12 protein-coding genes and 1 tRNA gene are annotated in these 14842 nt (G+C 45.5%); 6 read left to right on the top strand and 7 right to left on the bottom strand.

Going from position 1 to position 14842, the window contains the following annotated elements; all coding sequences use genetic code 11:
• Nucleotides 1-58 precede the first annotated feature (58 nt).
• Nucleotides 59-132 (bottom strand) — tRNA-Asp (locus tag HHL16_RS18665).
• A gap of 76 nt (nucleotides 133-208) precedes the next feature.
• On the opposite strand from HHL16_RS18665, the gene HHL16_RS18660 reads away from it, so the two are divergent.
• The gene (locus HHL16_RS18660) at nucleotides 209-1147 is read left to right on the top strand and encodes a glutamate--tRNA ligase family protein (RefSeq protein ID WP_169426860.1); all 939 of its coding nucleotides are present in this window, start codon (nucleotides 209-211) and stop codon (nucleotides 1145-1147) included.
• Here HHL16_RS18660 and HHL16_RS18655 read toward each other — a convergent pair.
• From HHL16_RS18655 to HHL16_RS18645, 3 genes are all read right to left on the bottom strand, one after another.
• Nucleotides 1101-1850 carry a zinc-dependent peptidase gene (locus HHL16_RS18655; protein ID WP_169426859.1) on the bottom strand — a complete coding sequence of 250 codons (750 nt, stop codon included), beginning with the start codon at nucleotides 1848-1850 and terminating at the stop codon, nucleotides 1101-1103. The genes HHL16_RS18660 and HHL16_RS18655 overlap by 47 nt on opposite strands.
• A 108-nt stretch (nucleotides 1851-1958) precedes the next feature.
• Entirely contained in the window at nucleotides 1959-3209 is a 1251-nt protein-coding gene (gene fabF / locus HHL16_RS18650; protein ID WP_169426858.1) for a beta-ketoacyl-ACP synthase II, read from the bottom strand.
• Nucleotides 3210-3276: 67 nt separating this feature from the next.
• Nucleotides 3277-3864: a TetR/AcrR family transcriptional regulator gene (locus tag HHL16_RS18645; protein WP_169426857.1), complete on the bottom strand. Its 588-nt coding sequence runs from the start codon at nucleotides 3862-3864 to the stop codon at nucleotides 3277-3279.
• Nucleotides 3865-4074: 210 nt separating this feature from the next.
• Between HHL16_RS18645 and HHL16_RS18640 the strand changes: the two genes are divergently transcribed.
• Both HHL16_RS18640 and HHL16_RS18635 read left to right on the top strand, forming a co-directional pair.
• On the top strand, nucleotides 4075-5292 hold the full coding sequence (locus tag HHL16_RS18640) for an MFS transporter (RefSeq protein WP_240966266.1): 1218 nt from the start codon (nucleotides 4075-4077) through the stop codon (nucleotides 5290-5292).
• A gap of 101 nt (nucleotides 5293-5393) precedes the next feature.
• A complete protein-coding gene (locus HHL16_RS18635) occupies nucleotides 5394-5825 on the top strand; it encodes an SRPBCC domain-containing protein (RefSeq protein WP_169426856.1) in 432 nt (143 codons plus the stop codon).
• Nucleotides 5826-5900: 75 nt separating this feature from the next.
• On the opposite strand, the gene HHL16_RS18630 is transcribed toward HHL16_RS18635, so the two are convergent.
• Both HHL16_RS18630 and HHL16_RS18625 read right to left on the bottom strand, forming a co-directional pair.
• Complete coding sequence (locus HHL16_RS18630) at nucleotides 5901-8318, bottom strand: TonB-dependent receptor (RefSeq protein WP_169426855.1); 2418 nt, start codon at nucleotides 8316-8318, stop codon at nucleotides 5901-5903.
• A 179-nt stretch (nucleotides 8319-8497) separates the two neighbouring features.
• Nucleotides 8498-11035 carry a DPP IV N-terminal domain-containing protein gene (locus HHL16_RS18625; protein ID WP_169426854.1) on the bottom strand — a complete coding sequence of 846 codons (2538 nt, stop codon included), beginning with the start codon at nucleotides 11033-11035 and terminating at the stop codon, nucleotides 8498-8500.
• Between the two features lie 176 nt (nucleotides 11036-11211).
• On the opposite strand from HHL16_RS18625, the gene HHL16_RS18620 reads away from it, so the two are divergent.
• Entirely contained in the window at nucleotides 11212-12009 is a 798-nt protein-coding gene (locus tag HHL16_RS18620; protein WP_206022493.1) for a helix-turn-helix domain-containing protein, read from the top strand.
• Nucleotides 12010-12070: 61 nt separating this feature from the next.
• On the top strand, nucleotides 12071-12454 hold the full coding sequence (locus HHL16_RS18615; RefSeq protein ID WP_169426853.1) for a VOC family protein: 384 nt from the start codon (nucleotides 12071-12073) through the stop codon (nucleotides 12452-12454).
• A 74-nt stretch (nucleotides 12455-12528) separates the two neighbouring features.
• Here HHL16_RS18615 and HHL16_RS18610 read toward each other — a convergent pair whose 3' ends face one another.
• A complete protein-coding gene (locus HHL16_RS18610; RefSeq protein WP_169426852.1) occupies nucleotides 12529-13809 on the bottom strand; it encodes a serine hydrolase domain-containing protein in 1281 nt (426 codons plus the stop codon).
• Nucleotides 13810-13896: 87 nt separating this feature from the next.
• Between HHL16_RS18610 and HHL16_RS18605 the strand changes: the two genes are divergently transcribed.
• On the top strand, nucleotides 13897-14796 hold the full coding sequence (locus tag HHL16_RS18605; protein WP_169426851.1) for a helix-turn-helix domain-containing protein: 900 nt from the start codon (nucleotides 13897-13899) through the stop codon (nucleotides 14794-14796).
• Nucleotides 14797-14842: the final 46 nt, after the last annotated feature.

Below are 14842 nucleotides of genomic sequence, written 5' to 3'. Positions count from 1 at the left end.
AGGAATAAATAGCAGGTAATAAAAACAAAAAAGCCTCACAACTCTGTGAAGCTTCTTGCGGACTGGACGGGACTCGAACCCGCGACCTCCGCCGTGACAGGGCGGCATTCTAACCAACTGAACTACCAATCCAAATGCGGGTTGCAAATATAAGGGCATAAATTCAATTTTCATTATTTTTTAAAGAAAACTATTATTGTACCCTGAAATGATTCCACTTCTGCCCTTCAAAAAAACAAGAATAGCGCCCACTCCCAGCGGATTTCTGCATCTGGGTAACCTGCTGTCATTTGTGCTTACCGCAGCACTGGCCAGGCGGAATGGAGCTTCCATCCTGCTTCGCATCGACGATCTCGATCGCGAACGCTATCACGACGACTATGTTCTCGACATCCTCGATACACTGAATTTCATGGAAATTCCCTGGGACGAAGGCCCCCGCACACTCAGCGAATTTCGTCAGCAGTATTCTCAAACGCATCGCCTGCATTTATATCAGCATGCACTTGATCAGCTCAGGAGCACCGGTCAGGTATTTGCCTGCAGCTGCAGCCGGTCTCTGCTGAATCAGCTTTCGCCCGATGGCAGCTACCCCGGCACCTGCACCAAAAACGGGCCTGCCCTCTCCGAAGCGCAGATCAACTGGCGTCTCCACACCTCGCCGGAAAAACAACTGATGATCCACACGCTCGAACAGGGAAACATCAGTACTGCACTGCCCGCCCTGATGCAATTCTTCGTTGTAAGAAAGAAGAACGGAATACCCAGCTATCAACTCTCTTCACTGATAGATGATATTCATTTTGGAGTAGACTTTATCGTAAGAGGAAATGATCTCTGGCACTCAAGTCTTGCACAAACATACCTTTCGGAGCTGATCTCCACCAATGATTTCGGAAAGGCAGGTTTCTATCATCATGATTTGTTACACGATAGTGAAGGAACAAAACTTTCAAAAACCGCAGGGTCCATTTCCATTCAATATCTGAGAAAAGAAGGTATGAAGAAAGAAGAAATTTATCAGCACCTGGCTGAATATTGTGGCCTGCAGGCGGGAACAATCAAAAACTGGGAAACCTTCGCCATACAATACTTTGAAACTAAGCAACAACATCAGCTTTTACATTCCCCAGCTGACGCTGATTAAGCAGCAAGGAAATTCTTTCATATAAATCGGGATAGGCCTGTCTCAATTCCGCAGGCTTCTCGAAAAACAATTCCACGCTCTCCGCCCAGCATTCATGCACATTGTTTCGTCCCTGTTCTGAAAACAAGAATGAATTATCCGAAGCCGTTCGATTCAGTATATTTTCATTCATCCAAAGTTTCAGTTGAGTGAACCGATAGCCGAGTTTCGGGTCTTCTGCATACGCTCCAAACGCGAGTTCATATTCCATTGCATGAGCCATTTCGTGCAGGCCAACATTGTACCCGTCGTTTTCGGTTGCATATCCACGCTGTACATGATCCCATGCAACATAGATCCCCTGCGGAGTTACGTGCCCGGCCCACGGAACGTTACTCTCCCCCACTGTATACGCTGTTTTGATGATGAAGATATCCTCAAAATAACTGAACCTGAATTCGGGCAGTCCGAATGTTAGCTGAATGGCTGCCGCGCTTACCAGTGTAGAAATATCTGCATTTGTCTCCATCCCCAGAAAATGAAAATTCTTCGACTTCGAAAACAGGTAAACCCGTGCTGCAAACAACTTCCGCTGTTCCATACTCAGCTTGTTGAAAAAAGGAAACTGCGATTGTAAAACAGGTACCACGGCCTTCACTGCGGCCTCACGACCACGCATAAAAAAATGAATCAGAGAGTTGAGCCAGGGGATCTGAAGCGACATGGAGCTAAAGATAATATTAAAACGAAAGGCTCACAATGCTGCGAGCCTTTCATTTTTATCTGGTATTTTTTACGAAGCAGGTTTGCTAATCCATCGATCGAAAAACCACTATGCTTCATATTTTTTGAAAATAGAGCTGGCTGTGTGGCCTCCGAATCCGAAAGTGTTGTTGAGAACATAATTCACTTCCATCTTCTTCGCTGATCCAAGCAGGATATTTTCTTTCATGGGGATTTCATCATCGATCTCAGTAGTGTTGATGGTTGGAGGCACAATGCTATCCCTGATCGCCAATACGGAGATGATGGTTTCGATAGCGCCCGCAGCTCCCAACAAGTGACCTGTCATGGATTTGGTAGCACTTACTACCACCGGCATTCCTTTGAACAGAGAATCAACAGCGATCATTTCACTGGTATCACCCAGCGGAGTGCTGGTAGCATGTGTATTGATGTAATCGATCTTATCGGCAGTGATGCCTGCATCTTCGAGTGCTTTTCTCATACCAAGCGCAGCACCATATCCATCGGGAGCAGTTCCTGTAAGATGGTAAGCATCGCCGGCCATTCCGCCACCGATGAACTCAGCATAGATACGCGCTCCGCGTGCGAGGGCGTGTTCGAGCTCTTCGAGAATCACTGCACCCGCTCCTTCGCCCATCACAAAACCATCTCTGGTTTTATCGAACGGACGTGAAGCGCCTTTCGCATCTTCATTGTTTTTGCTCAACGCCTGTGATGCATTGAAGCCGCCCATAGCCGATTTGGTTACAGGAGCTTCAGATCCGCCGGTTACCATCACTTTTGCTTTACCCAGTCTGATGGTATCGAAAGCATTGATCAGTGCCGTGTTGGAAGACGCACAGGCCGATACGGTACAATAGTTCGGTCCGAATAATTTGTGGCGGATAGAGATCACACCCGCAGCGATATCTACAATCATTTTAGGAATGAAGTATGGATTGAATCGCGGCGTACCATCGCCGGCAAAGAACTCTTTCAGCTGCTCCTCGAATGTTCCGATGCCACCGTTTCCGGAAGCCCAGATCACACCGATCTCATTGCGCTGTTCATTGGTAAAATTCGCCAGATCGAGACCAGCATCTTTGATGGCTGCATCACTGGCAGCTACTGCATATTGAGTGAAGAGGTCGTATTTTCTCGCTTCTTTCTTTTCGAAATATTCTTCGGGATTAAATCCTCTCACTTCGCAGGCAAACTGAGTTTTGAATTTGGCTGTATCAAATTTTGTGATAACATCAGCTCCTGAAACACCTGCAATTACATTCTTCCAGAACTCCTCTACGCTATTTCCCAGGGGTGTAATGGCGCCAAGGCCGGTAACAACTACTCTTTTCATTTTTTGGTCTTTTGGATTTATTCTTCTTGGGTTTCCGTTATTTAACTTTAGCTATAACAGTAAAAACTTATTTCAGTTGACGAATGAACTGATCAAGTGATTGCATGATTGTTTTCCGGTACTCCGGTTTGCCCAGCGTACAGGCAATCATCATCGACCCTTCGATCAATGCAATGATGGTCAGTGCCACTCTTTCCACCTCGGTATCTTTTCGGAATTCTCCATTATCGATACCGGACTGTACGATTCCTTCAATTTTTTTCTTCCAGCCGTTGAGCGCTGCCTTTGCTTTTTTTCTCAGTGCCGGATGCGTATCATCCGCCTCTGTGGCTGTATTGAGCACAGGGCATCCACCACCGGGGAAAGGATAATCTTCAAAATTTGCATAGACCTTTCCATACGCCAGCAGCTTCCCTCTGGCAGTGCTATGTTTGGATACTTCCTCCACCAGCACATCATTCACTTGTTTCAGGTTATGATCGAATGCCGCCAGCGCTACTTCATCTTTATTGGCAAAATTGCCATAGATGCTGCCTTTGGTGAGTTCCGTAGCCTGGGTCATATCAGACAATGAAGTACCCGCAAAACCTTTCCGGTTGAAAAGCTCCGCAGTTCGTTCAATGATATACGCTTTTGTTTCATCACTTTTTGACATAGTTGGCAGATCAGTCCGCAAAATTATACCAACCGGTATATTTTTCCAAATTTTATAAATACGCGGATTGTTCATTTAAAGTCCAGATTACCCCGCAAGCAGGTCCAGATCACCCCCTTCTGCTCTTGAACTGCGGCAATAACTTTGCATTAACATTGGTACCGATCGTTCCCGCCCCGTCCGACCAAACCGACCAACAAAAAACCTACCATGACTATTTCAATGAAAATGAAGCCGGCTGAGTTTATTGCACTATCTGCCTGCACCATGGCTTTAACCGCATTGGGTATCGATATTATGCTGCCAGCCTTTGCAGCATTACGCACGGAATTTGGATTAAGCCATGAATCAACTGAGACTTCGAAGATCATTTCTTTCTTCTTCATGGGCCAGATCGCACAACTCATATTCGGTATTTTGTCGGACAGATATGGAAGACTGGCGATACTGCGACTGGGTTTTCCGCTTTACATCGTATGCGGACTCATTGCTGCTTTTGCTCCAAACCTCGAAGTGATGCTCGCTGCAAGATTCCTCGCCGGAGTAGGCGCATCAGCAGTATTCATGACAACCATTGCCAGTGTACGTGACAGATTTGTGGGCAATCAGATGGCCCGCATCATGAGCCTCATCTTCACCATTTTTCTGTTCACGCCCGTACTCGCACCGTTTGCGGGGGCAGCCATCCTCCATGTATTTTCATGGAAAGCAGTTTTTCTCACTCCACCATTATTTGCAATGATTGTATTTGTGTGGTCGCTCAGACTGGAAGAATCACTTCCGAAAGAAAAACGTATTCCTCCCGATTGGAAAAGCATTTCCCGGACCGTAAAATCAGTTTTGAGCAATCGTGTTTTTTTAAGATACACAGCAATCACAACCATGCTGTTTACGGCATTGAGTTCTTACGTATCGAGTTCGGAACATATCATCGGAGATATTTACAAAAGGCCCGATCTGTTTGTGTGGGTATTTGCAGGTGGAGGGCTCGCTGCATCTCTTTGTACATTGCTGAACTCAAAACTTTCTTCCAGATACGGAGCACGGGTGGTGATCAAATGGCTGCTCTGTTTTTATTCACTCGCAAGCGCCGCATTGCTGATCAATACAATCGTTTTTGGAGATCCTCCATTTATGCCTGTATTCTTTACTGCCATTGCATTGTTGCTCGGATTGAATCTGGCCGTGGAACCCAATAGCAGCGCTCTTGCACTGGAACCACTGGGCAATGCGGCAGGTATTGCAAGCTCACTGTATGGCACATCTTTCTTTTTTATTGGGGCAGGATTAGGATCGCTGATCAGTCATTTTCTGCGCAGCAATATTCTTCCGCTGGTGCTGAGCTTTTTTGTTTTGGGATTGATCGCAACTTTTCTCGCATTCACAGACCCACGCGCAAGAACTGCTGCTGCACCGGGCAAAGCATGATTGTCTTATTCGATGCAACTGGTGTCGAATACGGCAAAATGCAGTCTGCATCTTATTTACATGCGATTTGGAGTTAACTTGTTGCTGCAAAAAAACATCACATGGCAGCAATTGAACATATCAACTACATCAAAGTTCCCGCATCGGTCGTTTACAAAGCACTCACAACCCAGGAAGGATTAGGCAGAGTATGGACCACCAAACTGAACGTAAAACCTGAAGTTGGATTCATCAACGAATTCGATTTCGACGAAGATCCTCTCACCAAAATGAAGGTGCTTGAATTGAAACAGGACGAAAAGATCGTCTGGGAATGCGTGGATAGCGATAAAGAATGGATTGGAACCGGTATCTCATTTGAACTATCCGAAAACAAAAAAGGGGTAACAGCTATCGTGCTCAAACATTTCAACTGGGCTGAAGTTACAGAGTTCTACCGCTGGTGCAATTACAACTGGGCCATGTTTCTCTACAGCCTGAAATCGTATTGCGAAGAACAGACAGGTACGCCTTATCAGGAAAGAAAATTCTAGATCAATATCGATTAAACAACGAGGCCCGGAAACATCCGGGCCTTTGCTGTTCTTTGACGGTTGACAATCTAAAAACTATAGTTTCACGGTGAAATTAGCGATGTATGATCTCGGCATTTGTGCAGCTATTACACCTTGGCCGAGGAAATAATCAACATCGTTGAGATTATCCACTTTCAGACCTACCCTGAAACGCTTTGTTTCATAGAACACAGTTGCATTCAGCAATGTGTAAGAAGGGAAAGTGAACAATCCTGTTTTTACCGTATTCACCGTATTGAATTTGCTTACGTAGTTTCCGCCGAAGCCTGCACCAAGTCCTTTCAGTTTTCCTTTTGGAATACCGTAGCTGATCCATGCGTTGGCAAGATCAGATGGACCTGCGCCGGGAGGTCTTCTGCCATCAGTCTCTGCCGATGTTTTGGTGAACTCGCTGTTATTGTGCGTATACCCTGCCACCAGATTGAGTCCGCTTACAGGGTTGGCGATCACCTCCAGCTCAAACCCTCTGCTGTACTGCATTCCATTCTGTACTGTTACACCGGGAACACTTTCGCCGTTGATCACTACAACATCAGTACGGACGGCATTATTCAATTTTATGTCGTAGTAACTGGCTGTAAGATTCAGTCTGCCATTCAACAGGTCTAATTTCACACCAGCTTCATATTGATTGGCATGTTGCGGTTTCATCATCGGAGAAATATCACTGCGTGGTTGCACTTTCGGTGTTACGTTGGCGAAACCATTCATGTAATTGGCGAACACCGATACACGATCTTTGATCAGTTGATACACCAGGCCAAACTTTGGTGAAAGCGCTGTCTGACCGAATTTGGTATTCTTTTGCAATGTATCGGTTGCTCCGTCGTAAGTGCCATTGCTTTCAAAACGATCCAAACGAAGGCTTACCATTGCCATCAGATTATCAGTTATGTTCAGCACATCGGAGAGATAAGCGCTGTAGACGTTGCTTTGGCTGCTGTTCCATACCCGGCTTATTTTGGGATTGTTCTGCGCTGCAGTGATCTTTGCCATTACTGCATCCCGTGTAAGGCTTCTGTATTTGGCTTCGTCGTATTGCTGAGCATTGATGGTATCGAATGCGATATAGGGAGAATTGTTGTTCTTCAATCCAAAGTTCACATAATCGAGCCCAAATACAAGTCTGTTGCGCAGTTTGCCGATCTTGAAATCTCCCACAAAATTTTGTTGCGCATTAAAAGTGGCGTTGCGCGTTTTCTGCAAACTGATATTTCTTTCCAGCATGTAATCGTTGGTCAACCTGATGAATTCATACTGATAGAAACCATTGCTGCGTCTTTCATTGCGCGAGATGATGGTGGTGGAAGTCCAGTTTTTTGCAAGCTGATACTGCACCTGCGCCCTGAGATTGGTGGTGGGCGTTTTCATGGTGATGTCTTTGGTAGTGTAGGAACGATGCCAATCGAATTTCAATTCATCAGGCGTTCTTGCTACGAGTTGACGAACACGGTTGAGAAAGATAGAGCTTGCATTGGTGAACTCCGAATTATAGATCTCAGCATTGAGGTTGATCTTTAATTTTGGGTTCATGCGGATTTCGAGTGCAGGTGCTATGAAGAACGTTTGCCTGAAACCAACATCCTGAAAGCTGCCCTGGCGCTGGAAGCTGGCATTGATTCTGCCGAGCACTGATCCTTTTTTATTCAGTGATCCATACACATCAGCGGTAGCACGATTAAGATTAAAGCTGCCGGTAGCATAACTCACTTCTCCGCCAAATTTCTCCTGAGGTTTTCTGGTGATGATGTTGATCACTCCACCGAATGAAGTAACGGCTCCTCCGAAGAGTGTACCGGATGGTCCGCGCAGCACTTCAACTTTTTCTACGTTCGCAGGATCTATCTCTCCATTCGTTTGCGAAGGCATGCCATCGATCATCGACACTTCGGTTCTGAATCCACGGAGACTGTAGGCCGTTGCTCCATCGAGGTTGATACCGCGTGTTCCTGATATCTTGTACACACCCGGTGCATTCTTCAGCAGGTTGCTGAAATCTGTTGTTACCTGCTCTTTGATCAGCTCTTTGGAAATGCTGCTGTATGCCTGTGGGTTCTCCAGATTCGAGAGCGGCATTTTAGCGACTGTCTGACTTTTCTTCACCAGAAATTTATTCTTCCCGGCCGTGATGATCACGGTCTGCAGTTGGTTGTTGCTGATCTTTAGCGTGAACAATGGAGAAGCAGTTTGTCCGCTTACCACTGTTACTATTTGCTCAATTTCTTCATATCCCAGCAATGATACCTGCAATACGTACTGCCCTGCTTTCAATCTGGCAAATTCGAAATTGCCATCGTTATCGGTAGCTGTTCCCTGTTTGGTGGATTGAATAATTACGCTCACATTGGCTGCAGGCGTGCTGTCTGAAGTAATTACAGTACCCCGGATGCTTCCGGATTTTTCCTGTGCAAATGAAACAAACGTGATCAGGGCCAGGATTGCAGTCAACATTAACTGTCTGAAGAAATAAATTTTCACTGGGGAGATATTTCGCGCAAAACTAAAAGCAGAACAAAGGATTAGCTTACGAAATGAGGAAATGGCAACAACGAAATCGGGTAAAACATTGTGGTAGAGCCATAAAAAAAGCCCTCTGCGATCGGCAGAGGGCTTTGTATTGAAACAATAATTTATTCTTCGGTTGAATAAGGAGATCTGCCGCGGCTCATTCCTTTGGGACCGCTCTGTTCAATTTCACGGTTCGCTTCTTCCATGTCCACAGGGCGTTCTGTGGTATCGCCCATGAGATGCAGGGTGAAGTAGTCGGCCATTCTCCAGAAGAAATATTCCGTCATGTCGCCGAAGCCGTGACGCTGTCCCGGCAACAATAATAGGTCGAAACGCTTGTTGGCTTTGATGAGTGCATTGGCTACCCGTACAGAATTTGCAGGGTGTACGTTATTGTCGATATCGCCATGCGCCAGCATGAGGTGTCCGCGGAGGTTCTTCGCGAGATCCTGATTCTTCTCGATATTGTACACAAAGCTGGTATCCTGTCCGGTGATCACTTCACTCACACCATGGTGTTGTTCGCTCCACCAGCGATTGTAAATATTGTTATCGTGGTTGCCTGCTGAAGACACTGCCACTTTGAAGAATCCCGGATAAACCAACATGGCTGCAGTGCTCATGAATCCGCCACCGGAATGGCCATGAATGCCCACGCGGTTTACATCGAACCATGTGTAGCGATCAGCCAGTTGTTCGGCCGCTGCTTTCTTATCAGCGAGACCGTAGTCGCGGAGATTGCCATATCCGAAATTGTGATACCATTTGCTGCGCGATGGATGCCCGCCACGATTGCCCACTGTTACCACAATGAAACCGAGATTAGCCAGCCTGTCTGTACGATCCATCGAGCGGCCGAATGCTTTGTTCACCGCCTCTGTCTGAGGGCCGGGATACACGTATTCGATCACCGGATATTTCTTTGTGGAATCGAAGTCCATCGGTTTGTACAGTACACCATAGATATCAGTGATGCCATCATCCGCTTTCACTTTGAAGGTTTCAGGGAATTTGAAACCGGTTGCCATGAGTGAAGAGAGATCGGCAGTTTCGAGATCTATCACTTTCCGTCCGTCGGATGTGTAGAGTGCTGATTTCGGAACTGTGTTTACTCTTGAGTAGTTATCTACGAAATAATTGTTGTTGTCGTTGAAACTCATGGCATGTTCAAACTCGCCGGGGTTGAGGAGTTTCAGACCTGTGCCATCGAAGTTCACACGATAGGCATGCAGGTAATATGGATCTTCGTTTGCTTCTCTTCCGTTGCCGGAGAAATAAAGTACGCGTTTGGCTTCGTCGATACCAAGGATATTTTCAGCGTGCCAGGTGCCGGATGTGATCTGATTTTTGAGATTTCCGTTTCCATCGTAGAGGTAAAAATGCGCCCATCCGTCGCGTTCGCTCCAGTGAATGATTTCTTTTCCGTTGTTCACCAGTCCGATTCTGCGTACTTCGATGAAAGAGTTGAAACGCTCTTCTATCAATACTTTCACGGCACCGGTGGTAATATCTACTTTACATACATCGATCTTCTTGAGATCGCGGCCGGTACGGCTGAAATAGAATGATTGCCCATCTCCGAGCCAGCGTGCCGCACGGAAATCATCATCACGCGTATTTGCTTTTTCTACATCACCCCAGATATTCAGGCTCTGATCTTTGAACAGACTCACCTGCAGTTCTTTGCTTGTTTTTGCAGTTGCATCGAACAGATAGAGATGATCTACCGGAGCTTCCTTCTCCCCTGCCATCATGTATTTGTAGGTTTCGATGGTAGGGCGTGGATCTGCGATGCTGTTGATCACCCAGAGGTCTTTCACTTTTCTGGTATCGGTGCGGATGATGGCAAAGTACTTGCTGTCTGGCGACCATCTTGCAGGTACAGGTTTGCGTTTATCCTTGTTCTTTTCTTTGTCTACATTGGTTTCGCCACCACCACCAAAAGCGCCTGCACCATGATAACTGAAGAATTCTTCTCCATCTTTGGTGAGTGCGTTTTCTACGATGGTGCTGTCGTCTTCCTTCACAAGCGCCTTTTCGTAATTGGCCTTGTCCATCCAGAAGAGGTTATTGTTGCGGCCGAAGAGGATGAAATTCCCATCTGGTGAAATATTTGCCCAGAATGGTTTTCTCTTTGGCTTTTTGAAATCAGGCAATTCAATCAGCTCGGCAGTGTTGAGATTGTATTCGAAGTAGAAGGTCTTTTTTTCGCGAACCGGAGTTGCAGGTGCGCCTTTGCCGGTTTTAGCGGCAGTATCTTTCTTCACTACGTCCATGGTGCTTTTTACTTCAAACTGAATCCAGTTCTCATCTTTCACAAAACGAAGACTGTCGATATTGAGGTGCTGCGCATCGAAAGCATCCTTAACAATGCGGGTAAGTTTTGCGGCCATGTCTGCATTATTGAACATGGGCTTCTTCTCTCCTTTTGCAGGATCTACGATTATCCATTGCTTACCTGCTGTGGTTTCGTATTCGTACCAGAAGCGATCGCTTTTCTTGAGCCAGTGCGGATCTACGCTGGTGCTGAAAATCAGTTTGCTGAGTTTGCGGGGAGCAAATCTTGCGGCCTGTTGATAATTGGCCTTAGTTACCGGGGGCTGTTGTGCTGTTGCTGCAATACAGGTGAGCAACAGGGTGAATAGGCAAATAAGTCTCATCTCGGTATAGAGGTTTTTTATGGCGATGAAGATCGGTAATTGATCTAAATAATGGATAATCAACGTCGCCGGTTATCACCAAATAACGCCTTCTGCACAAAGCGGGAGGCACGCCAATTGCAGGTTCTATGGCAGATGCAATATTTATGTGTTACCTTGTAAACAGAAATTGTTCAATGATGAACTATTATTGTTTCGCTCCTCCTGAGAGTCTAAAACAGTTTGTACGATGCTTCTGGGTTTTCGAAAGCAATTTCGAATCGAACCCATATGTGTACAGATCGATGGCCGACGGATGTGTGGAATTGCTGTTTCATTACAAAGGCATATTCACCGATCTCGATAACGGAGATGCCACTCATTCCACACTGCATGCGCAAACAAAGCAGCACCGGCGATTTATCATCAACGAACAGTTCGGAATATTCGGAGCATACCTGTATCCCTTTGCAGTTCCGCTGCTGTTTAATTTTCCTGCGCATCAGGCAACAGATACAGCCTACGATCTGCCCACTTTGCTGGGAGCGGAGGGCAGGGAACTCGAAGAAAAAATCATCACTGCACAAGGCAATGGAACAAGAAAGAAATTGCTGATCGAATTTCTTGAAAAAAGATTGCTCCATCAATATTCAGATAACAATGCTGCATTCAGCGCCATCCGGCATGTGATCGATGCAAAAAAAATAGATTCTGTTCCGCATCTTTCCGGAATGTACAACATGACGGAGCGCACGCTGCAACGGCATTTCAAGGAATATGCGGGATTGAGTCCCAAACTGCTGCACCGCATCAGCCGGTTCAAAACAGCGCTGAATGATTTTGGCAGCCAGCATAAACTCCTCACGGAGATCGCGTATGAGTGCGGGTATTATGATCAGTCGCATTTCATCAGCGATTTCAAATCCTTCTCCGGATATCATCCCAAAGAATACTTCCATGGCAGGCCTGAAGGCGCTGAGTGGAGGGAAGGCTAAATTGTCGGGATTCTACAATTTTGGGCGCCTGGCCCATTTTAATTTTGATAAAAACTGAACTATGGAACAGGTATTTATTCCTCAGGGATATCAGACGGTGATGCCATACATCATTGTTGATGATGCAGTAAAATTCATGGACTTCATGAAAGCTGTTTTCAATGCCACAGAAAAAATGGTACGAAGAAGAGATACGGGAGAGATCATGCACGCGGAGGTTTTCATTGGAGACAGCACCATCATGTTTGCCAATTCGCTTACAGACTGGCCTCCCATGACAGCCGGTTTGTATATCCATGTTGCAGATGCAGATGCTACCTATAAGAAAGCGCTGGAGCTTGGCGCAATTTCTGTGCAGGAACCCGATGACAAAGATTACGGAAGAAGCGGTGGTGTGGAAGATCCTTTCGGGAATGTCTGGTGGATCACTACAACCAAACCATAAAGTATTGCCATAAAAAAACGCAGTGAGAAACATTAAAGCTTCTCACTGCGTACTATGCAAATCGTTGAATAACCTTAATCAGACAAGGCCTGATAGGTAATTATCTTGGTCATTTCTTCATAGTAATTCCACAGTGCCGGCAAATACTCCTGCGTGTAGTACAAGGCAATCAGTTCTTCTTTTGGATCAACAAAGTAGTAGGTTGCGAATGCACCTGCCCAGTTGAAAGTGCCTTTATTAACGGGCAAAAGAAAATCGTTCTTTTCTGTTTCCAGTGCAAAGCCCAATCCAAACTGATAACTTTCCGGTTTGGAGGAATATTTCGAAGGACGTGTACTGTCCGACAGCTGATTGGTAAGCATCAGTTCAACTGTTGAAGGGCTCAGCAATCGTTTGCCTTTATATTTTCCTTTGTTCAGCATCATTTGCAGAAACTTTGCAAAGTCGGCAGTGGTTGAGCTCAATCCACCACCACCGGAAAAATTTGTACGTGCGACGGCAGGATAGTTGGCCGGAGATTGATCAAATACACGATCGGCTTTGATGAGTTCCCCATTCTGAGTTGGCTGATAAATGCTTATGAGCCGGTGTACTTTATCTGCAGGCAGATTGAACCAGGTATCGCTCATATCGAGCGGAATGAAAATGCGTTCACGGAAGAAAGTTTCCAGATCCTGTCCGCTGAGCAGTTCAACCAGATAACCGATCACATCTGTACTGATGCTATAAGTGAAAAATTCACCGGGATCGTGCAGCAGCGGGAGTTTTGCCAGTTGCGGTATCTGAGCTCCTGCTGTTGAGCTGGCTTTACCCAGTATACCTGCGATGCCGGCTTTGTGGTAAATGGCGGTAAGTTCAGGATCTCCCATATACGGCAGATTATAGATCAATCCGGATGTGTGGGAAAGCAAGTGACGGATGGTGATTTCTCTCTTAGCAGGACGGGTGGTATAACTGCTGTCCTTTGGATTGAAACTCACCAGCACCTGGGGAGATTTGAATGCAGGAATGTATTTGCTGATGGGATCATCGAGCAGAAATTTTCCTTCTTCCCACAACATCATGGCAGCTACGCTGGTAACGGCCTTTGTTTGTGAGGCTATGCGGAAAATATCATCCGTCTTCATTTTTCTTTTGCTTTCGATGTCTGCATAGCCGTAGGCTTTATTGTAAACCACTTCACCTTTTTTTATCAGCAGCACTGTACCACCGGGAATATGTTTTTCTTTGATTTCATTTTCGAAGAACCTGTCTATTCTTTTCAGCCTTTCGGGATCGAATCCTGTACTCTTTGTTTGTGCTGTTGCATAGAGAAAGGGCGCCAGAAACAGCACAGTCAACTTTATCGCTTTCATGTTGTTGTAATTATTTAAGACAAAGCTGCAAAGAAATTGGGGAGGTTCCTTTGTACAAGTTTGGGCATAATTTGTAATTTTCCGGGTATGGAGATCCAGAATCTGATAAAGCCGTTTGAGGTAGAGCATTTTGAAGTGGATGAATGTCCCTGCAAACGTCATATGCATACCTATTTCGAGATAACCTATATCCGGAAAGGAACAGGTGAATACAATATCAATGGAAATATTTTCAACTATAAGGAAAACGATCTTTTTCTGGTTCCACCCGGATCTGATCATTTCACCAATGTAAAGAGCACCACCAGTTTTCTGTTTATCAGATTCAACAACATCTATCTTCAGGCGCAATATGGAACAGACAAACAATTTAACGCACTAAGCGACTGGATGCATAAACTGGAATACATTCTGCAAAACGGAAGTCATCTGAAGGGTCAGGTAAATCTTCAACCCGAAGATCAGCCACTTTCAAAAGCTGTGTTCGAGGCTATTCTGCAAGGCTTGGATTCGCAGAAATCTTTACAGAACGAACTGATGCTGCAACTGATCAATACCACCATTACAGTGATAGCGCGCAATATCTCCATGCATCATACAAAAGAGAGTTCTTCCGATACAGGGCATCATATTCTGCAATTCATTCATCAGCATATCCACGAACCACAAAAGCTGAAGAGTGAAAACATTGCTGCACATTTCAATATTTCTCCCAACTATGTGAGCGAATATTTCAAAAAGCATACACATGGCAGCATGCAGCAATACATTATGCAATACAAACTTTCATTGATCGATATAAGACTGCGCCACAGCGATATGCGTCTGAACGAAATAGCAGATGAGTTCGGGTTTACGGATGAAAGCCACTTCACTAAAACATTTAAGAAATACAAAGGGATCAGTCCTTCAGCCTTCAGAAAAAGCCTCACAGAAGAGTCTGCGGCGCCGGTTTGCACAGCCTCTCTGACAGAGGAGACAAGATAATAAAAGCAAAAGGCTCACATTACTGCGAGCCTTTTGCTTTTGGAAG

The organism is Pseudoflavitalea sp. G-6-1-2 (genome assembly GCF_012927185.1).
In the GTDB taxonomy this organism is placed as follows: Bacteria; Bacteroidota; Bacteroidia; order Chitinophagales; family Chitinophagaceae; genus Pseudobacter.
This window is presented reverse-complemented; position numbering and strand designations above follow the sequence as displayed.